Genomic DNA, 19795 nt, shown 5'->3' on the forward strand with positions numbered 1-19795 from the left:
GATGCAGTTCGGGATCTTCGGGGTCGGCGACATCGCGACCGACCCCGTGACCGGCCGCGCGCCGACCGAGCACGAGCGGATCACGCGGATGGTCGAGACGGCCGTCCGCGCCGAAGAGGCCGGCCTCGACGTCTACGCGACGGGGGAGCACCACAACCCGCCGTTCGTACCGTCGTCGCCGACCACGCTGCTGGGGTTCGTCGCGGCGCGCACCAGCCGGATCGTGCTCTCGACGTCCACCACGCTGATCACCACGAACGACCCGGTGAAGATCGCCGAGGACTACGCGATGCTGCAGCACCTCGCGGACGGCCGCCTCGACCTCATGCTCGGGCGCGGCAACACCGGCCCGGTGTACCCGTGGTTCGGCAAGGACATCCGCGACGGCATCGCGCTGGCCGTGGAGAACTACGCGCTGCTGCGGCGGCTGTGGCGCGAAGAAGTCGTGGATTGGTCGGGCAAGTTCCGGTCTCCGCTGCAGGGCTTCACCTCGACCCCACGTCCGCTCGACAGCGTCCCGCCGTTCGTCTGGCACGGTTCGATCCGCAGCCCCCAGATCGCCGAGCAGGCGGCCTTCTACGGCGACGGTTTCTTCCACAACAACATCTTCTGGCCGGTCGAGCACACCCGGCGGATGATCGCGCTCTACCGCGAGCGCTTCGAGCACCACGGCCACGGCCCGGCCGACACGGCGATCGTCGGCCTCGGCGGCCAGACGTTCATCCGCCGCCGCTCCCAGGACGCGATCGCCGAGTTCCGCCCGTACTTCGACCACTCGCCGATCTACGGCCACGGTCCTTCGCTCGAGGAGACGATGGAGCAGACGCCGCTCGCGGTGGGCAGCCCGGAGCAGGTGATCGACCGGACGATGCGCTTCCGCGAGGACTTCGGCGACTACCAGCGCCAGCTGTTCAACGTCGACGGCATGGGCCTCCCGCACGAGACGGCGCTGGAGCAGATCGACCTGCTGGGCGCGGAGGTCGTCCCGGTGCTGCGCAAGGAGTTCGCACAGGGCCGCCCGGCACACGTCCCGGACGCGCCGACCCACCGCTCGCCCGCCGCGGTGGAATAGCCGCCCGCCGCCGGGGGTTGCGCTGAGCGTGACCGAATCAGTGCGGTTCGAGGTGCTGGGCCCGGTACGCGCCTGGCGCGGCGACGTCGAGATCGAGCTGGGCCCACCCCAGCAACGGGCGGCGCTGGCGGTCCTGCTCCTCCAAGGCGGCACGTCGCTCTCACCCGCCCAGCTGGTCGAGGCGCTCTGGGGCGGCGCGGAGCCGAAAGCGGCGACCGGCATGGTCCGCTCGTACATTTCCCGCCTGCGCCACGCCCTGGAGCCGGCCACCCCGATCAAGTCGCTGGGCGGCGGCTACGCGATCGTCGCGCCGGCGCTGGACCTGACGGAGTTCCAGCACCTCCTGGCCAAGGGCGACGCTGATTCCCTCCGCACCGCCCTTGCCCTGTGGCACGGCACGCCGCTGTCGGGCGTCAACGGCTTCGAAGCCGAGCGCGTCCGCCTGGAGCAACTGCGCCTGAAAGCGATCGAAGACCTGGCCGCCGCCGACATCGAAGCGGGCCACCACGCCGAAGCCACCGCGGCGTTGTCCGAGCTGATCACCGAGCAGCCGCTGCGCGAGCGCCCCCGCGAGCTGCTGATGCTGGCCCTCTACCGCTCCGGTCGCCAGGCCGAGGCCCTGGACGTCTACGCCCGCATCCAGCGCCGGCTGGAGGACGAGCTGGGCCTCTACCCGGGCCCCGAGCTGCGCGAAATGCAGCGCCGCATCCTGTCGTCGGACCCGACCCTCGCGGCGACGATCACCCGCCCCACCCAACTGCCACCCGAGCTCCCCGAGTTCGTCGGCCGCGAGGACCTGCGCCAAGCACTGACCGAAACCCTGCGAACATCCGGCGCGGCAGTCCCCGTGGTCGCCCTGGAAGGCCTGGCGGGCATCGGCAAAACAACCTTGGCAGTCCAGCTAGGCCACACGATCGCCGCGTCCTTCCCCGACGGCCAGCTGTTCACGGACCTGTCGGTCTCGACGGACCCCTTGTCCGAGCTGCTGCGAGGCATCGGCGTCACGGACCTGCCGCCGTCATCCAGCGAGCGAGCGGCCCTGTGGCGCACCCGAACCACCGGCCGCCACCTACTCGTGATCCTGGACGACGCCCGAGACGCCGACGAGATCCGCCCCCTACTCCCCGGAGCCGGAGGCCCAGCGGTGATGATCACCGCACGCCAGCGCCTGTACGGCTTGCCCCACGCCCAGTGGCGGAAAGTGAGCGCCCTGGACCCAACGGCCTCTCTGCGCTTACTGGAGCGCCTGATCGGCCCCCGAGCCCACGAAGACGTCGCCGCGACCAAGGAACTGGTCCGCCGCACCGCCGGCCTGCCCCAGGTCCTGCAGGCGGTAGGAGCCCGAGTGGCGTCCCGCCCGGACTGGACGATGCCCCAGGCCCTGCAACGCCTGGGCCGCCCAGCCCCCGGCTCCCCGGTCACCCCGCCAGAGTGCGGGGCAATAGAGAAACCCTACGAGTCGGCCCTGTCCCAGCTGTCCAAGACGCAGTCCCGAGCATTCCGATTGCTGTCCCACCTGCCGACCCCGTTGGTCCCACTAGCCACAGCCGCCAAAACCCTGAACCTCCCCCTACCGGCAACGGCGGCCATCCTGGAGTCCCTGGTGGACGCCCACCTGCTGAACCCAGCTGGCCCGGACGCCTACCGTTACCAGGAACCCCTACGCGAGTTCGCCCGAAGCCGAGCAGGCCAGGAGGACTGGATCGATACAGCCTTGACGCAAAACGCATGATCATCCCAGCCCTCCCCAGCTCCACGACCCAGACCCCCCTGAACACCCCCACAGGGCGGCCGGGTACTCTTTCTTCAGCAGGTCCGAGTGGCGGAATGGCAGACGCGCTAGCTTGAGGTGCTAGTGCCCTTAACGGGCGTGGGGGTTCAAGTCCCCCCTCGGACACAAATACGTGGGAGATCTTCCAAGCCACAGAGTAACTGGCCCGCCACGGCGGGTCTTTCTCGCGTTCAGCTTCAACCCGTCTCGGCTACGCTGATCACGAACGCGCCCTCCCCTCGCGCAGCTCGCAGGGGAGGTGTGACGTGAGCACCTTCCTCTCACCCCTGGTTCTGCCCGGCCGGATCGCCACGCCGTCTCCAGCTGGGTCGTCGTCTCCGCCTGTCCCGATGGGCCTCCCGCCGCTGCGCGACCTCGGCGCCGTGGACGGTCCGCGGCTGTCGATCGCGCTGATGGACGGCGGGGGAAGACTGCAGGACCGCGGCGCAGTCGCGGCTCTCGACTGGAGTCCCGGCGATCGCCTGCTGATCACGCTCGTCCAGACGTCGGTCGTGATCCGCCGACGTCCGGACGGGGTGTTCGTCATGCCCCGCAAGCCCTACGTCGCCCTCCCTGCCCCGGTCCGCAAAGGCTGCGGTGCCTTGGCGGGCAGTCGGCTGCTGCTGGTCGCCGACCCTGCCCATGACGTTCTCATCGTCTACCCGGAGGCCGTCGTGCAGGCGATGCTGCGCACCTTTCACACCTCATTGGCCGCCCCCGAGGAGGAGGCATCATGAACGCACCCGCGACCCCGCAAGACCTCGAAGCGGCCCGGCTGCTGCTCTCACGTCTCGGTGTCGACCCCGCTGACCTCGTCTCTGGTGCCAGGGCGGACGACGACGTCCTGCCCGATAAGCGGCCGATGCCCACGATCCGCGAGTGGATCCCGGTCGTGGCCGGCCTGGTCTCCCCGAGCACGGCCGCCTCCTACGGCTCGTACTGGAACAAGGCCGAAGCCCAGTGGGGTGATCGGCGCATGGACACCATCATCGCCAGCGAGATCAAGACCATGGCCGAAACCGTGCGCAGCTCCGCCCGGGTCCGGCGCAACTCCCGCGGCGGCCGCAACGCGGCGGAGAACTTCATCGCGGCTATGCGCTGCCTCTACAGGCACCTGGTCAACGACGGACGCCTCGATGAACGCCGCAATCCCGCCATGCGCGTCACCAAGCCCAGCCGCAATGCCTCGACTCGTCGTGCCCTGGCAGGCAACCGGCTGGCCGAGCTGAACGACGTAGTGGCCAGCACCGGCGATGACCCGGAGCTGGACTCGCTGATCTGCCGCCTGCACGAGGAGAGCGCCTGCCGCCGCGGCGGTGCCCTCGCCCTGCGGCCCCGTGACCTCGACCGCAGGCAGTGCACGGTCCTGTTGCGGGAGAAAGGCGAGACTGAGCGCTGGCAGCCTGTCTCGCCCACCTTGATGCGTCACCTCATCGCCCACGACGAGGAACGCGGCAACGGCGACCCACAAGGCCAGCTGCTGCGCTACAGCAGCGGCAAGCCGATCACGTCCCGTCGCTACGACTACATCTTCGGCCGGGTCCAGAACGAGCTCGAGTGGGCCAGGGCTCTGCAGGTCAGCGCGCACTGGCTCCGCCACACCACCCTGACCTGGGTGGAGCGCAACTTCGGCATGGGCGTCGCCCGCGCCTACGCCGGACACGCCGAGTCCGGCAGCGACCTGACCACCACCAGCTACGTGAAAGCCGACATCAGCGAGGTCGCCGAGGCGCTCGCAGGCCTGACCGGGGAACCGCACCCGCTGGCCCCGGCCGGGGCTGGGCGGGCTGAGACGGAGTAATTACCGGTGGGCGCGGCGGCACGCGGCCGCGCCCACCGGTCATTTGGCTGCCGTCCGATGTGGGGTGCTCGCCAGTTCCGTGTGATAGGCGGTGACCATCTCGTGCAGGACGTGTTGCGGATAAACGACCAGGAGGTCGTGCTCCACCAGCGCCGCCAGTAGTACTTGGTCGCCGGGGCGTATTCGGCACTGTGCACGCAGCCGGGCAGGCATCGTCAAGCTCATCTTCGGCGGAACGGACGCTTGCCCTCGCGAGTCGCACGGCGCCACGACAAGCAGACGCGACGACACGCTGAGCCGGATCGTCAAGCCGGTGGCCCAGCCCAGTGCTTCCATAGCCATCCGCGCGGCGACCACGCCGTTTTCGGCGACGCGGACCAAAACTAAAGACGATCGAGCCGCCGTCCACCAACGGCCCGAGATCTGCTACTGGCAACGGAACGAAAGCGTCCAGATTCCGCTTACGCTCGGGTAGGGCCAGCGCCGTGACGATCCGATCCGCCGACCGGGGCACAACCCCACCTGGGAAGGTTCCAATCGCTGGCTTAGAGCGTGTCTCACTTGGATCTTGACGGAGGTGCGGGCAAGATCATGGCGTGATGGACGAGTTGTCACGGCGACTGGTGCCCGACGAATTGTGGGCGCTGGTCGAGCCGCTCATCCTACCGGGCAAGACGCGTCCACAAGGTGGTGGAATGTCACGAGTGGATGATCGGGCGGTGTTCACCGCGATCGTGTTCGTGCTGACCAGCGGGTGCGCCTGGCGTCATCTGCCGCCCAGCTTCGGGGTCACCGTACCGACAGCGCATCGCCGGTTCACCGAGTGGACCGAAGCCGGACTGTGGCGGCAGCTGCACCAGGCGGTGCTGGACGAACTGGGCGGCAAAGGCATGATCGACTGGTCGCGTGCAGTCCTGGACGGAGCATCCGTCAGGGCAAAAAGGGGGGCGGACTGACCGGCCCGAGCCCGGTCGACCGCGGCAAACCCGGCTCGAAATCCACGCTCTGTCCGACCGGGCCGGCCTGCCCTTGACCGTCGGGATCTCCGCGGCCAACACCCACGACAGCCACGCGCTCAAGCCCTTGGTCAACGCGCTGCCGGCGATCCGGTCCCGACGTGGACCCCGGCGCCGGAAACCGGTCAAGCTGCACGCGGACAAGGCCTACGACATTCCCGCGCTGCGCGGCTGGCTCCGACGGCGCGGGATCATCCCCCGCATCGCCCGCAAAGGCATCGAATCCGGCGACAAGCTCGGCAAACACCGGTGGGTCATCGAACGGACGATCGCCTGGCTGACCGGATACCGGCGCTTGACCGTTCGCTACGAACGCAAACCCAGCCACTTCCTGGCCTTCCTCACCCTCGGTGCCGCTATCACCTGCTACAAGAAACTCGCCAAATGAGACGCGCTCTTAGTTACCTCTTACCAAGCTTGCCGCACGGAAACGACATCGGCAATGTTCTGCGTACGGATTCGAGCTTCTGACGACCGCCTTAGGAGAGTGGGTGACGACAGCTCCTGGAGCCTCTAACTGCAACTATGACACCACCGTTGTCTCTCGTGACCCCAAACTTCACATCATTTGACGCAGTTTCGGGTCACGAAACGGGTCACGGATGGCATGCTAGACTGTGGTGTACATCACTGGCGCAGTTGGGAGTGTCTGTGATGGGGACTGTTCCGCATAGGGGTCCTTCTTCGCTGCGGGCCGCCCTCCTGATGGGCTCGGAGCTGCCGCACGACCAACCACGAGCCGCTATCGAACACATGTTCGATAGCGGCTCGTGGTTCGAGTGGGCGCGCGAGGCTGTGCGCCCGAAGCCCCGCCGGTCGACGTCGAGGCCGACATGACCCTGGTCCTGCCGCCGAGGCGGTGCGCTGGAGCAACACGCCGATCTGGGTCCGCGCGGCTGGAGTCGGCGGCAGCTGGACACGCGGCACCTTGGTCGAGTGGTTCCTGGCGGTGTCAGGAGACTGGTGCGGCGTCGTCGAGGTCGAGCTGGTGTCCCAGAACGGGAGACAAAAGTCCATCTGCACCTGCCCCGTGGCTCCGAACCTGCTCCGCGAGGCGGAACCGAGCAGGAGTAGCCGCGCCGGCCTGTCCGCGTGCATCAGCACGGCGCACGGCCCAGCTGGGGACGGCTGCTCCCGCGGCTACGGTGTCGGCGGTGAGTGTGTGCCTCTGGCTTTCAGCCCACGATGCACAGATAGCCCGGCCGCTGGCCGGGCTATCTCGCGTTGCGTGACTCTCCAGGCACGTCAGGTACGCGTGACCAGCTAGCCCGTGATCCATGCCCACAGGGGCGCGCTGAACCAGTTGACAACGAGCCCGAGCACGAAGGCGAGCACAACGCCCGCCCACCAGTAGATCGCGCTCGCCCGGCCCTGTCGCTTGAACTGCCTGCCCACCATGGCGTCGATGGCTTGCGCCTGCTGCGCGTTGATCGATGCCAGCCTCTCGTACTCGTTGGCCTTGGCTTGAGTCGCCTGCAGCAGGGCCACGCGAGTGGACAGGTCGTCCTCCAGCTCCCTAAGAATCTTGCCCGTGGCCGCTAGGTGTCGCCTGACCTCGCCGATCCGGTCCCGAAACCCGGTATCTTCCGAGATGGACGGGAGGGTCTTCAAGAGGGTAACTACCATCACGAGAAAAGAGATAGCAAGCCAGCTAGTGACCAACCTGATTACAGTCTGCCCGAAGACCGAAACGACCAACGCAGCAACCGCGGTTAATACCCCAAGCACGCCTGCGAGGATCGAGCACACCCACCAGCCTCTCAAGGTTTGACCCCCTTGGTCTTTGTCACCGATTCCTCTTCTCGGTCGGTGGTCAGAGTCTGCCGTACTGGTTCAAGGCGTCGCGGTGGGCAGCGAGGTTGTTACGAATCAGCGTCGGGCGGCGGCACCGTTCAGCAGCAGCCCAGCGAGGTTTCGGCGTGCGCCTCGACCCTCGACCCTCGACCCTCGACCCTCGCCGCGGTCGCGCCGGAGCGCGGCCCCTTCGAGCAGACAGGCCAGCGACCTGGTGGAGCAGACCGGCCGGTTCGCAGCGACCGGTCTGCTTCCGGTGAGGGCTTGTCCGGACCAACGAACAACGGCCTCGGCGAGGACGCACCAACCGGCGCTTCCTCGTTTACCAGTGTCGCGCGGAGGCGCGGCAATAACCAAGCAGTTGGTGTTGCCATTCAGTCGGCAATAACCCCTCCGCTGACTTGACCTGCGGTAATATCAGTTACACCCACACCGTCGTCGCTTGATCGGACTGGACGCCGACGGCGCAGCGATCTGCGGGCCGTGCGTGGGTAGCCCGCTGGACTTCGCGTGCCACCACTGCGGCCGCACCGGCGACAACCACGGGGCGAGCTCGTGCCGACGTTGCGTCCTCGACGCCCGCCTGACGGCATTGCTGGGCGGCGCGGACGGCGCAATCGCCGAACAGCGGCACCCGCTGCAGCGACACCTGGCGTCATCATCGACGCCGGCGTCGCTCATTGCCTGGATCGAGCAATCCGCAACCGCGCGCACACTGCGCGAGTTCGTCTTGCAGGACACGCCCGTCACCCATGCACACGTGGACGCGCTCCCCTCGACGATCTCGGCGCACTACCTGCGCGACCTCTTGGTCCGCGCCGAGGTGCTCCCCGCACGCGATGACGAGTACGTGCATTGGATCGCGCCGTGGCTGCAGACCATGCTGGCCGGCGTGCCAGTGCACCACGTCCCGGTGCTCACGCAGTTCGCCCGCTGGCATCTGCTTCCCAAGGCGCGACGACCGCCGGGATTGTTCCACGAACGGTGTTTCCGGCCCGACACGCCGGGCCGGAGGTCCGGCGAGATGGGCACTGTGAGTGATTCCCAATGATGTTGTCAAGCCGCGGTAGCGGCGGGTTGGGGTCGATATTGCGTGTTGTCGCGCAGCATGGCCCATAGGACGTTGAGTCGTCGGCGCGCGAGCGCGATGACGGCCTGGGTGTGGCGTTTCCCCTCGGCTCGCTTGCGGTCGTAATAGGTCTTCGATGCCGGGCACCAACGGATGCTGGCCAGTGCGGAGAGGTAGAAGGCGCGCAGCAGGCGACGGTCGTAGCGGCGTGGCCGGTGCAGGTTGCCGCTGACGCGTCCGGAGTCGCGAGGTGCGGGAGCGAGCCCGGCGACGCCGGCGAGGCGGTCTGCGGTGCCGAATACGCACATGTCTCCGCCGGTGGAGGCGAGGAATTCGGCGCCGAGCAAGGGACCGAATCCTGGCAGGCTCAGGATGGTCTCGGCGTGTTGATGCTGACGAAATCGGCTCTCGATGAGGGTGTCGATTTCAGCGATTTCCTCGTTTAGAGCGATCACTGCCTTCGCCAGTCTGACGACCATGTCTGCGGCGAGTCCTTGGCCGGGCAGAGTGGTGTGTTGCGCAGCGGCGGCTTCGAGCGCGCTGGCTGCGACGGCAGTGGCGTTGCGGACCTTCCGGTTGCGCAGCCAGGTTTCCAGCCGGGACTGCCCGAGCCGGCGCAGTGCGTCCGGGGTCTGGTAGCCCGTCAGCAGGGTGAGCGCGGCCTTGCTGGCGCTGTAATCAAAAGCTCGTTCAAGAGCGGGAAAGTATTCGAGTATCTGTGCGCGTAGTCGGTTGATGGTGCGGGTGCGATCGCAGATCAGGTCGGCGCGGCGGCCGGTTAGGATCTGCAGGTCCACGCTGATCCCATCGCCTCGCCGCAATGGTTGCAGGTCGCGGCGCATACGGGCCTGGTCGGCGATGATCGCGGCGTCTTTGGCGTCGGTCTTGCCATCACCGCGATAGCTGGCCGCAGCGTGATAGACAGTGCGGCCGGGAATGTAGAGCAATCGTTGGTCGTGGTTGACAAGTAGCGCCAGCAGCAACGCTGCGCCTCCACTGTTGAGGTCGATCGCCCAGGTCGCGGTGTCGTCGTCCGCGAGCTCGGCAACATCGGAGATGAGTGCCAACAACTCGGTCTCGTCGTTGGCGACCCGTCGCGACAGCCGTCGTTTCCCATCCGAGTCCAGCACCACGCAATAGTGATGGGTCTTGCCTGCGTCGATTCCCGCCCAGAGCTCGGGCACGTCCGCCTCCTGCTCGCCTAGAGGTGATTGTGGGGCCCAACAGACGACTTCGCCGTCGCGTCCTTACACAGCGATCCACGTCGCACATCCCAATGAGCGGTCGAGTCGTCGCGGGGTGCCGGGCGGCCAATCACTCAAGGCCATCGGCGGCGGTGACATCAAAGCCATACCCGGCACCCCTGGGTGCCGGAACCCTATGGGCTGGTTCCTGAGCACCTGCAACCACGGTAAGGATGACATCTGAGGCTGTGAATCCACGTAAGCATGAGTCCAAGCCGGCGCAGGAGCTGTCGCCGGAGCAGGCCGCCGCGGCGAGGATGGTGGCCGAAGCGAAAGCTCGCGGGCTGGCCCTGACCGGCCCGGACGGCCTACTGAAACTGTTCACCAAGAACGTCCTGGACCGCCCTCAACGAGGAGATGACCGAGCACCTCGGGCATGAGAAGCATCAGGCGGAGCCTGGCCGTGAGTCGACGAATGTGCGCAACGGCTCACGGCCGAAGACAGTGATCTCGGATGCCGCCGGCGAAGTTCAGATCGAGGTTCCGCAGGACCGGGGGAGCACATTCGAGCCGCAGATCGTGAAGAAGCGGCAACGGCGGCTCACGGATGTGGACGAGATCGTGCTGTCGCTGTATGCGAAAAGGATGACCACCGGCGACATATCCGCGCATTTCGCGGAAATCTACGGAGCCTCGGTGAGCAAGGAGACGATCTCGCGGATCACCGACAAAGTCGTCGTCGAAATGAACGACTGGGCCAATCGCCCGCTCGATGCCGGGCGGTTGCGGCCGCCCCTTGCGCTCCGTTCGCACTTCGTCGCCACGCCGGTACGAATCGCAACCACCGAGGTCCTCTGTTCTCATGGGTGCATGACCCGGACACGGATTCCGTACCCGTCAGTGCAGCCCGTGTACGCGGTGGTCCAGCGATGGCGAGACCGCTGCCTGCTCGACGAGTCGAGCCTGTTCGACGACGACCACATCTCGACCGCTGACAACGCCGACATCCTTGTGCGCGACTTCGTCGAGCAACCCGATCTCGGCAAGGACAGCTTCCTGACCAAACTGCGCGGCCAGCTGTCGGCGTCGCCTCCTGCTGCGGTCCGGCTCGCCGCGGAACTGCTCTACGTGCACCTGCTCATCGCGCGAAGCACCACGATCGGCGGGACCAAGAAGACAGCTCTCGTGCAGGATGTGCTCAGCCTCGCCGGTGGCGGCGATGACGTTCCTGCCGAGTTCGCCACGCTGCTGCAGTCCGGCTTGGTCAGCCCTGGACGAGGTTACAACAGCAACCGCTGGCGGCAGTACGGATACCTGATCCGCGTGGTCGCTGCACTGAAACAGCTCCTGGAACGTGACCGCACGCGCGCGGTCACCGAACCCCGCGCATTCGTGACCATGTTGGACGGCATCGACGAGGACGGAGGCGCGATCCAGCGCTTCTCGCTCGAGCATCTGCTGTTCCCTAACGTCTTCGCGCCCGTCGTGAGCCGCGAGCACCGCCAGCACATCCTCAACCGATGGTCGGATCTGGCCGGGCCGGACACCGAGCTGCCCTCGTTCCGGCTCGCGTCCGTTGCCAACAACCTCACGCCCAACGGAGGCTGGGGGCCGGCGGAGGTCACCAACTTCTACCGCTCACCGTACCGGTGGGAGTGGCTCGGAGAGGAAAGCCGCTGGAAAACGCTGGTGCAGTGGGGTGAACACCTCCGCGGTTCAGTCGATCTCGAGCAGGAGGAACGCGGCTATAAGCTCGACGCCGCCGCAGCGTTGAAGGCGGCGAGGCAGGCCGGGCCACCAACCGACCTGCAAAAGCTACGGGCGCTGAATCTCATCGACTGGCGCGCGACGGACAGTTTCATGGGCTGGCTGGCGCAGGCCCAGGACGGCGAGACCGCGCTGGCGCGGCTGTGGGACGACGCCGGGCCGGCGTCGGTCGACCGTTTTCTCGACTTGGTGCCGGAGACCGCGCTCGCCGGCAGCGGCGCCCGGCTCAGCCTGGCCTCAGTGCTGCTCGCCGCCGTCGACATCGTCCGGTTTCCCCCCTGGCGGGCGCGCGCGGTCGACGCGGCCTACCGGCTGACCGGATACACCAAACCGGAGCCGTCGGCGACCGACGGGGAACGGTACGAGACGTTCCTCGTCTTCCTCGACCAGGTCATCGACGCGTTCGGCCGGTACGGGAGCCCGCTCACCGACCGGCTCGAGGCCCAGTCGCTGGTGTGGGCTCTGATGACCTACGAACCGCCCGACCAGTGGTCCGAGTCCGACGTCGTGGCGTTCCGCGGGTGGCGTCAGGGCAGCGGTGCTCTGCCGGGCACCACTTTCACCGCCGCCGAGCCAAAGCACGACAGTCCGGTCTCCGGCGCCGCGTCTGGAAGTGCCGAACGTCCGCTGAGTGAGCTCGCGGCGAAGCTTTACCTGGATGAGTCGTTCCTCGACGAAATGGTCCAGCTGTTGCTGGAGAAGAAGCAGGTCGTCTTCCAGGGCTCACCGGGCACCGGCAAGACCCACGTCGCGCGTGAGCTGGCGGCGTGGTTGACCGGGGCGCCGGACCGCGTGCGGCTGGTGCAGTTTCATCCGACCTACTCCTATGAGGACTTCGTCGAAGGATTCCGTCCCCAGCACGACGGCAACGGGTTCCGTCTCGTGACCGGTCCGCTGCTGAGGATCGCTGAGCAAGCTCGGAAGGACCCGGACCACCAGTACGCGCTGATCATCGATGAGCTGAACCGGGCCAATGTGGCGCGGGTATTCGGTGAGCTGTACTTCTTGCTGGAGTACCGCAAGGAGAAGGTGCAGCTGCTGTACCGGGACGAGCCGGTCGACTTGCCACCGAATCTGATGGTGATCGCGACGATGAACACCGCCGACCGCTCCATCGCGCTGCTTGACAGCGCCCTGCGCCGCCGGTTCTACTTCGTCGATTTCGATCCTCAGTCGGGACCGGTGTCCTCGGTCCTGCGCCGATACCTGCAGGAGGAACAGCCGGGCTACGAGTGGGTGGCAGACCTCGTCGCCACGGCCAATGAACGGATCGCCGACCCCGACGCCGCCATCGGGCCCAGCCACTTCTTCCGCGACGGCTTGCCGATCGACGATGCTTGGCTGGAGCTGGTCTGGGAACACGCCGTCCTTCCGACGCTGCGCGACCACTTCCACGGCCGCCTAGACAAGCTGGCCGACCTCTCCCTGGCTGCGTTGCGGGCGGAGGTGACCGGCGCGGATGAGGACGCTGAACCTGCGTGAGTACGAAGAGAAAAGCTGCTCACTCACCCCTGCGGAGATCGACGTGCTACGCCACCGGCTTGGCTGTCAGGTCACCCGCTCCGACACCGGCGAAGATCACTACCTCGTGCGGCCGCAAGACACGGTAGGGGCCGCCATCGCCGGGAATACGGCGATCGTCATCCGACCGAAGCTCCCCGTGGCCCGCGTCATGTTCCTCATCGCCCACGCCCTCGATCCGCAATGGACCCGCGACGCCAAGCTCGCCGCCGCCGACTCCGTCACCGACGCCGTCGCCGGCCTGTTCGCCCACCTCTGCCACCCGGCGCTGCGTACCGGGCTGCTGCGGGGGTACCGCGACAACCACGAGCGGCTCCATACCGTACGTGGCCGAATCGACTTCACCGAGCAGCTTCGCACCTCCCCCGGCCGCAGTCTTCCACTCGCGGTGTCCTACCAGTCACATGACGAAGACATCCTGGAAAATCAGCTGCTCGCGGCAGCCGTTGACACGCTGCACAGGCTGCCGGGTTACCCGGAGGACTCACGCCGTTCCCTCACGCAGTTGCGGATGACGCTGGCGGGTCTCACACCACCGCGCTTGCGTGCCCACCGAATTCCGCCGGTCCGCTGGACTCGTCTCAACCAGCACTACCGTCCGGCGGTCGAACTGGCTCGGCTCATCCTCAGTGGCGCCGAAGCAGACCTTGCCGCGCGAGACGTCCAGGCGGCGGGGTTCGCGATCCGGATGTCCGAGGTGTTCGAACACTTCGTCCGCAATGCCCTCCGCCGCGCACTCGGCGTCGATGAGCGCGGCTTCCCAGTCGGCAAGCAGACACCGAAGCTGTACCTGGACGACCGGCGACGACTCAACGTCCAGCCGGACCTGAGCCGGTGGGCCGGCGGTCGATGCCGCTTCGTCGGCGAGCTCAAGTACCGCTATGACGCCGGCAACGGCGCCGCGCCGAACGTCTACCAGACCGTGGCCTATGCGCTGGCCGCCGGCGTCCCGGACGCCATGCTCATCTACGCGCACGGCCCCGCAACCGGGACAGCGCATTACCTGCCCGGCCTCGGTGCCCGAATCCACGTCCGGCACCTGAACTTGAACACCGAACCGGCCGAGCTGCTGAGCCAGATTCAGTTACTGGCCGACCACATCGATCGGCTCACGATCGCGAGCCTCCGCGGCGACCTTGTCTAGCTGGATGAGGCCTCACGTCGAGCCGCGCGTCTCACAACCGACCGCGCCAGTACTCAAGGTGCTCCTTGCTGGCGCGGGTGTGGGGGTGGTCAGGCCCGAGCACGCGTGTCCGGTCTCGCAGAACCTGTTCGGTTTCGGCGACGGCCTGAGCCACGTCACCACATCCACCGCGCACGGTCGCCAGGCTGCCGCGGGTGTTCAGCGTCTCCGGGTGATCGGGACCCAGTACTCGTGTTCTGTCCGCGAGGAGCTGCTCCAGCTCGCGTGCGACCTCGGGCAGACTGCCCGTCCGGGCACGATGGCGCAACAGACCACTTCGGGCGCTCAAGGTGGCAGGGTGATCCGTTCCCAGCAACCGGGTACTGTCCGCGACAAGCTTGTCGAAACCGGCGATTGCACCGGTCACGTCTCCTGCTATGCCCTGCCAGTCCACCAATTCGTGGCGTGCGGCAAGCGTGTGAGGGTGCTGGGCACCATGCACTCGCATCTGGTCGTTGACCAAACCTCGGAACTCGATCACCGCACCCGTGGGATCCCCCGCTTTGCCACGGCAACGCGCCAGCTCGTGACGGACCGTGAGCGTCCCAGGATCGTTGGCCCCGCGCACTCGCAGCCAGTCGGCGAGAAGATCCTCAAAATCGGTGACAACCTGGTCCGCACCGTCCACGGAAGACCGCCACAGCGCGCGGGTGTATCGAGTCGTCAGCGTGGCCGGATCACCAGCACCCAGAACCTGACGTTCGATTTCCAGCAGCCTGTCCAATTCTGCCACGGCACCGCGCAGGTCCCCGGCTTTGCCCCGCCAGCACGCGAGATTGTGACGCGTGGCCAGCGTGGCGGTGTCGTCGCGCCCTTGGAGTCGTACGCGGTCTGCGAGCAGTCGTTCGACCTCGACGATCGCGCCAGCGACATCGCCGGAGTTTCCCCGCCACGTTCCCAGCTCACCGCGCATGGTGAGCGCCGACGGATGGTCGGCGCCGAGGACCTGAGCGGCTGTCGTGGCCATGTTCTCAAAGTGCGCCGCGGCCGAGCTGACGAGGCCAGCTTCGCCCAGGCTTTGGCCGTACCGGTGCAAAATAGCGTGCCCGCCGCGGCTCCAGAGGTGGGTGAGGGAATGACGTAGCAGCTCGGCGGCGTTCGCACGAAGGCTTTGCCCGAGGACGGCGTCCTGCTCGATCTCGGGCCAGCAGTCGGCCAGGGCCTGGGCGGCGAAGGTGGCGATCAGACTTTCGTCCTCGATCTCCGCGCGGGTCGCATGTTGAACGAGGGCGTGGACTCGGATACCGCGGTGGGGCTGTGCCAGGTCGGTCTCGGCGAGGCTGAGACGACGCAGGATCTGCAGTGCGCGCAAGGCGTCCTCGGCGGAGACCGCCGCGTTGGCGCGGACACCGAGATAGGCCAAGGTCACAGCGGTGGTCACTACCGCCGTGACGGTGCCGTTGGGATCCAGGAACGAAAGCAACTCCAGCAACGGCCGGGCCACGGCCGCTGGTGTCAGCCTGTCGGCGCGTTCCACCGACAACGCCCATGCCCGTTTGACTGTGTGCTGGTGCTCGTCCGGGAGAACGTCCGGCGTGACGTCGCGGCCGGTGCGAAATTGACGGACATACTCCGCGCAGGTGATCTCGACGTCCTGTACGTAGCCTGCTGCCTGAGCCAGGGCCAGCGGGAGCCCGCCCATCTCGGAGGCGAGCTCCGCAGCGCCGTCGAGCAGATGCGGCTGCGTCACCGTGGAATGCAGGTAGGCCAGTGATTCGCCCGAGGTGTAGAGGCCGACCTCCACCATCTGCCAGGTGGTGCGCCGCAGGGCAGAGTCCCGACGGCGGGTAGTCACAATCGTGCTGCCGCCTTCCGGTGGCCAGAGACCGTGCACGTCGGCCGGGTCCTGCAGGTCGTCGAGCACCACCAGCCAGCGGCGTTTTGTGGTTGCCATCCAGTTCACCAGCGCCTGGGCGCCGGTTACTGCGTCATCACCCGGGGCAGCTTGCCCGATCGCACGAGCGGCCTGTGCGAAGGTGTCGATGATTGTGTCCCGGTCCGCTGCTGTCGTCCACACAGCCAGGTCGACAGCAGGATCGCTCCACAACCTACGGGCATACTCGGCGACGATCTGAGTCTTTCCGACCCCGCCCATCCCGGTGATGACCGTCGTGGCTGTGCCGCCGAGCTGCTCCTCGACCGTGCGCATTTGGTAGCAGTCGGCAACCATGGGAACCCTGCCGACGCGCACGGGCCACGGCGATCTCGCAGGCGCGTGGTAGTGGATGATCTGCTGGTTTCCGGAGCCAATCTGGATCCCGGTGCCGCCGGTGAGGTGGACTACCCGTTGATCGCGTGGTGGTTCGCTCACGAGCGCGGCTCACCCGGATTGATCGTCATCTGATTGTGGTCGCCGACTTGTACCCCGGTGCTGTCGTGCAACGTGACGTCATACTTTGGGGGTTGATCCGCCAGGTCCACCAGTCGCCGAGCTGTCGCTACCAGCTCTGCGTCGCTGCCGAGAGCAAGAGTTGTCAGCAGGTCTTTGCTGGCCTCAGGGTTGGTTTCCACCTGCGCGAACAGCTCATCGGCTGCGACGTCCGGGTCGCCGTCGATGTCTCCCGTCTGTGCCGCGCGGCGAAACAACCGTCTCACACCATGCTTGACTCCCGCATAAGCATCGGTTACCGCAGTTGTGGCGGTAGACGATGCGCCTGCGGCCGCCCCCAGAACCAAGGCGTTCACGATCAACTCAGCAGACACCAGCACTCCCGCCCAGGGTGTATTCGCACCATCAGGGACGGAATTTAACAGTCAGCCCTCACGTCTATCCAGCCCCGAGTCCCGAGTGCGAGGCTTCCAAGATCGATATGCCTGCGTCGGTAGGGTCAAGTCGTCGAACTGGTGAAGCAGTTCGACGATCCTGAACTCTGGTGAACGAGAAGGCGCCCGCCACCCCTCGAGGCACCGCGGGGTGCCTGCTCTCGATGACCCGGCTTGGCGGTGTCTGCGATCCGAGTCCAGGCGCCTGCGCACAACGGCGATATCCGATCGTTACCTGAATTGAAGAACTCTGTGAGCATGCGGGCTGACGATGCAACGAAGCACGACGCCTCGATCAGTTCAAGCACGAGCGAGGGAAGAAGTCCCACGCATTGCCTCCGGCCAGGCGGTGGTTGCGCCACTGGGCCATCACTCATCACTCATCACTCACTGGCGATCCTTGGTGACGTAGCGGACGTCGACCGTCGTGGGTGTTCCGGGCGAATTCGTTGCCGGCACGGTGCCGGGCAGGCCGCGATGCTGAGCGGGGCTGTGGTCCCGTCGACGGCGCCGGCCCCGATGTTGACAATGGACAACGAGCACCCCTCAACGGAGCTCGCAGCATCGTTCTCCCTCCGGTCGAACTGCCGCCAGGCGTGGGTCCGCGAGCCGGTCGACGCCAAACTACTGACCAGTGGTCTTTTCGGGCGATGACGATTCTTCGTCACGGCCAACCGTCGTCAGTCGACGCCGCACCAGGGCAGCCGACTCGTCGTCATCAGCATCTTCGAAGGCAGCAACAGCGTCGCGCCAGACCCGGACGACTTCGTCGAACTGCTGCACCTCCTGCAGCGCGCGTCCAAGGTTGTCCCGTGCCCGGCCTTCTCCGTGGCGATCGCCCGCTTCTAGAAAGATCCTTGGCCTGTTGGAAGACAGTGATCGCCTCGTCGAACAGGCGCACTTCCCGCAACAAGACCCCGAAATTGGTGCAAGCACCGCCTTCGCCTTGGCGATCACCCAGCTCTCGAAACATAACGCCAGCCTGCTGGTATGCGGTAATCGCCTCCTCGAACTGCCGCACCTCCTGCAACGCGAGCCCGAGATTGTTCAACGCGATGCCTTCGCCGTAGCGGTCGCCCAGCTCTCTGCTGATCGTGAGACCGACTTCATAAGTAGTGATTTGCTTCAAGGGCTCCGCCCTTTCGGGTGGTTGCCTCGGTTTGCGCGCCGCTACCCGGCCGGTCTTTCCCACACTGACGGGGAAGGACGCATCCAACCAGCTCGGGAACGGGGGACATCGTGGGCGCGCTGCTGAAACCGACCTCGCAGATGGGGCACTGGGCAGTCGAGATGTTCACCGACAGCGCCCGTCTTCGCCGGACCGCGCCCGCAGACACCGCCCCCACCGCACGCGCACCCAATCCGCACATGCCGTGTCGGACGATGTGACCCTGCCCCAGCTGGACGTCGAGGAGGCGTCGGCCGAACGCGGATTCGGGTTCGAGATCGTCGACCTCGACCCGGTGATCACCACACTCGACCAGGTGCTCGGCGATGCCCTGTACTGCGACTACCTCGGCCGGGTGAACAGCGACCTCGGTCGCTGGCGCCAGCCGCGGGCCGAGGACGGCTGGGTCACGATCGACGGGCCCGTCGTCGAGGCTGTCACCCGCGTTCACGACCGTGCAGTGGAGCTGCGCTACGTCCACGTCGCCGAACTACACCAGGCGCTCATCGACTTCGCCGACACTCGCGCGGCCGACGATGCCTCGTGGTGAGCGACAGTGCGTGCGAGCGCCGACGTGCCCCAGGTATGGCTTCTGTCGGCTCTAATCACCGCGACGAACTCGGTTACGCCCGCACCCAGACCGTCAACCGAGTGCCCCGCCTGCTGCTGGAACTGCTTGCCGGCGGGGCGAAGAAGTTCCTGTCCGCCGCGGCAGACCAGGGGATGCTTTTCGCAGCGGGTTGCCTGGCTGGTCGATCTCGTCCGCGACGGCGACAGCCCCGGCCGACGCGAACGTGCTCCAGGCTAACCTCTGCAGTGAGCCTGCGATCAAGGCGTACGCCGCGTTGTTCCACCCCCCGGCGCCGACCGCCTCAGGTGACGCGGAAGACCGGCCAGCCGATCTCGGTGCGCCACGCAGCGGGATCACTCGCGTCACGGGGGCCGACGACGTAGACCTCCCGCACCGGCCCAGCCACCGACATCGCGTTCTCCACCACCCAGGTCCCGAGTTCGCCGTAGGTGACCTCGACGCCGTCGTGCTCGCCGGCATGGGTGGTGACGGCCAGTTCCGCGGCCGGAAGTACCGCCGGGTGCACGCGTCCGGTGCGGGGTGGCGCGGCGGTCGGCAGGTAGACGAGCGCGTGACCGCGCTCCTGTTCGAAAAGGGCGTTGTCGTAGCAGCCGCCCGGCGGTCCGGTCGCGGCGGCGCCGACGGCCGCTTCCAGTTCGGCCATCGCGCCGGCGAACCAGGCCGCCACGTCGCGACCGCCGATCACGGCCTCCACCGCCGCGACCGTCCGGGCGGGCTCCGCCCGCAGTTCGACGGCGATCGGCGCGGGGTCGGGCCGGAGCAGGCGCCGCAGCGACACGACCGCGGCCCGGGTGCGGTCGAGCACGTCTTCGAGGCGTTGCAGGTGGTCCGCGACCAGGGCCGCCCGGACACCGGGGTCGGAGGTCCGCAGGATGCGCTGCACATCATTCAGGGGGACGTCGAGTTCGCGAAGCCGGTGGATGACCTGCGCGGCCGGGATCTGGTCGAGCGCGTAGTAGCGGTAACCGGTGGTCTCGTCGACCACGGCGGGTTCCAGCAGGGCCGCCTCGTGGTACCGGCGCAGGGTCCGCACGCTCAGGTGGGTCAGCCGCGAGAACTCCCCGATGCTCAGCACCGCTCCATTCTGGACTCTC

At 67.1% G+C, this 19795-nt stretch carries 18 protein-coding genes, 1 tRNA gene and 1 pseudogene; 12 read left to right on the plus strand and 8 right to left on the minus strand.

Annotated elements, in window-relative coordinates:
- The first annotated feature begins 1 nt into the window (after position 1).
- The 5 genes from OG494_RS05980 to OG494_RS06000 all read left to right on the plus strand — a co-directional run bounded on the left by OG494_RS05980 (position 2) and on the right by OG494_RS06000 (position 4644).
- Positions 2–1072: an LLM class flavin-dependent oxidoreductase gene (locus tag OG494_RS05980; protein WP_328458881.1), complete on the plus strand. Its 1071-nt coding sequence runs from the start codon at positions 2–4 to the stop codon at positions 1070–1072.
- Between the two features lie 28 nt (positions 1073–1100).
- Entirely contained in the window at positions 1101–2804 is a 1704-nt protein-coding gene (locus OG494_RS05985) for an AfsR/SARP family transcriptional regulator (RefSeq protein WP_328452748.1), read from the plus strand.
- Between the two features lie 81 nt (positions 2805–2885).
- Positions 2886–2969: transfer RNA gene (locus OG494_RS05990), tRNA-Leu, on the plus strand.
- Between the two features lie 140 nt (positions 2970–3109).
- Positions 3110–3580, plus strand: a complete 471-nt coding sequence (locus OG494_RS05995) for a hypothetical protein (protein WP_328452750.1) — start codon at positions 3110–3112, stop codon at positions 3578–3580.
- Complete coding sequence (locus tag OG494_RS06000) at positions 3577–4644, plus strand: tyrosine-type recombinase/integrase (RefSeq protein ID WP_328452752.1); 1068 nt, start codon at positions 3577–3579, stop codon at positions 4642–4644. Before OG494_RS05995 ends, OG494_RS06000 begins: the two co-directional genes overlap by 4 nt.
- A gap of 39 nt (positions 4645–4683) precedes the next feature.
- Here the strand turns inward: OG494_RS06000 and OG494_RS06005 are convergent, their stop codons facing one another.
- A complete protein-coding gene (locus OG494_RS06005) occupies positions 4684–5025 on the minus strand; it encodes a hypothetical protein (protein WP_328452754.1) in 342 nt (113 codons plus the stop codon).
- A 218-nt stretch (positions 5026–5243) separates the two neighbouring features.
- On the opposite strand from OG494_RS06005, the gene OG494_RS06010 reads away from it, so the two are divergent.
- Both OG494_RS06010 and OG494_RS06015 read left to right on the plus strand, forming a co-directional pair.
- Entirely contained in the window at positions 5244–5600 is a 357-nt protein-coding gene (locus OG494_RS06010; protein WP_328458882.1) for a transposase, read from the plus strand.
- Complete coding sequence (locus OG494_RS06015) at positions 5551–6048, plus strand: IS5 family transposase (RefSeq protein WP_328452756.1); 498 nt, start codon at positions 5551–5553, stop codon at positions 6046–6048. The genes OG494_RS06010 and OG494_RS06015 overlap by 50 nt, the downstream gene beginning before the upstream one ends.
- Before the next feature lie 875 nt (positions 6049–6923).
- On the opposite strand, the gene OG494_RS06020 is transcribed toward OG494_RS06015, so the two are convergent.
- A complete protein-coding gene (locus tag OG494_RS06020) occupies positions 6924–7271 on the minus strand; it encodes a hypothetical protein (RefSeq protein WP_328452758.1) in 348 nt (115 codons plus the stop codon).
- 625 nt (positions 7272–7896) lie between these two features.
- Here OG494_RS06020 and OG494_RS06025 point away from each other — a divergent pair.
- Entirely contained in the window at positions 7897–8505 is a 609-nt protein-coding gene (locus OG494_RS06025; protein ID WP_328452760.1) for a hypothetical protein, read from the plus strand.
- A 5-nt stretch (positions 8506–8510) separates the two neighbouring features.
- Here the strand turns inward: OG494_RS06025 and OG494_RS06030 are convergent, their stop codons facing one another.
- Positions 8511–9707 (minus strand): IS110 family transposase, encoded by a 1197-nt coding sequence (locus OG494_RS06030; RefSeq protein ID WP_328452762.1) that lies wholly within the window; start codon positions 9705–9707, stop codon positions 8511–8513.
- Positions 9708–9940: 233 nt separating this feature from the next.
- Here OG494_RS06030 and OG494_RS06035 point away from each other — a divergent pair.
- The 3 genes and pseudogenes from OG494_RS06035 to OG494_RS06045 form a co-directional block, all read left to right on the plus strand.
- A pseudogene (locus OG494_RS06035) lies at positions 9941–10481 on the plus strand (transposase); the annotation flags it as partial.
- A gap of 96 nt (positions 10482–10577) precedes the next feature.
- Positions 10578–12956 (plus strand): McrB family protein, encoded by a 2379-nt coding sequence (locus tag OG494_RS48305; protein WP_442874466.1) that lies wholly within the window; start codon positions 10578–10580, stop codon positions 12954–12956.
- Entirely contained in the window at positions 12934–14139 is a 1206-nt protein-coding gene (locus OG494_RS06045) for an McrC family protein (protein WP_328452764.1), read from the plus strand. The genes OG494_RS48305 and OG494_RS06045 overlap by 23 nt, the downstream gene beginning before the upstream one ends.
- A gap of 31 nt (positions 14140–14170) precedes the next feature.
- On the opposite strand, the gene OG494_RS06050 is transcribed toward OG494_RS06045, so the two are convergent.
- The 4 genes from OG494_RS06050 to OG494_RS48310 all read right to left on the minus strand — a co-directional run bounded on the left by OG494_RS06050 (position 14171) and on the right by OG494_RS48310 (position 18133).
- Positions 14171–16489, minus strand: coding sequence for a tetratricopeptide repeat protein (locus OG494_RS06050; RefSeq protein ID WP_328452766.1), 2319 nt, complete (start codon positions 16487–16489; stop codon positions 14171–14173).
- Positions 16486–16881, minus strand: coding sequence for an RIP homotypic interaction motif-containing protein (locus OG494_RS06055; protein ID WP_328452768.1), 396 nt, complete (start codon positions 16879–16881; stop codon positions 16486–16488). The genes OG494_RS06050 and OG494_RS06055 overlap by 4 nt, the downstream gene beginning before the upstream one ends.
- A 684-nt stretch (positions 16882–17565) precedes the next feature.
- Positions 17566–17724: a hypothetical protein gene (locus OG494_RS06060; protein WP_328452770.1), complete on the minus strand. Its 159-nt coding sequence runs from the start codon at positions 17722–17724 to the stop codon at positions 17566–17568.
- Entirely contained in the window at positions 17660–18133 is a 474-nt protein-coding gene (locus tag OG494_RS48310; protein WP_442874385.1) for a tetratricopeptide repeat protein, read from the minus strand. Before OG494_RS48310 ends, OG494_RS06060 begins: the two co-directional genes overlap by 65 nt.
- A gap of 181 nt (positions 18134–18314) precedes the next feature.
- On the opposite strand from OG494_RS48310, the gene OG494_RS06070 reads away from it, so the two are divergent.
- Positions 18315–18659 carry a hypothetical protein gene (locus OG494_RS06070; RefSeq protein WP_328452773.1) on the plus strand — a complete coding sequence of 115 codons (345 nt, stop codon included), beginning with the start codon at positions 18315–18317 and terminating at the stop codon, positions 18657–18659.
- 322 nt (positions 18660–18981) lie between these two features.
- Here OG494_RS06070 and OG494_RS06075 read toward each other — a convergent pair whose 3' ends face one another.
- Positions 18982–19776 (minus strand): MerR family transcriptional regulator, encoded by a 795-nt coding sequence (locus OG494_RS06075; RefSeq protein WP_328452774.1) that lies wholly within the window; start codon positions 19774–19776, stop codon positions 18982–18984.
- Positions 19777–19795: the final 19 nt, after the last annotated feature.

Origin of the sequence: Amycolatopsis sp. NBC_00438, assembly GCF_036026695.1 — a bacterium.
Lineage (GTDB): Bacteria > Actinomycetota > Actinomycetes > Mycobacteriales > Pseudonocardiaceae > Amycolatopsis.

What these genes read in the sequence shown, in the direction of transcription:
- OG494_RS05980 (WP_328458881.1), top strand. Translation starts at nt 2, where the DNA reads ATGCAGTTCGGGATCTTCGGGGTCGGCGACATCGCGACCGACCCCGTG.
- OG494_RS06000 (WP_328452752.1), top strand. Translation starts at nt 3,577, where the DNA reads ATGAACGCACCCGCGACCCCGCAAGACCTCGAAGCGGCCCGGCTGCTG.
- OG494_RS06010 (WP_328458882.1), top strand. Translation starts at nt 5,244, where the DNA reads ATGGACGAGTTGTCACGGCGACTGGTGCCCGACGAATTGTGGGCGCTG.
- OG494_RS48305 (WP_442874466.1), top strand. Translation starts at nt 10,578, where the DNA reads ATGACCCGGACACGGATTCCGTACCCGTCAGTGCAGCCCGTGTACGCG.
- OG494_RS06045 (WP_328452764.1), top strand. Translation starts at nt 12,934, where the DNA reads ATGAGGACGCTGAACCTGCGTGAGTACGAAGAGAAAAGCTGCTCACTC.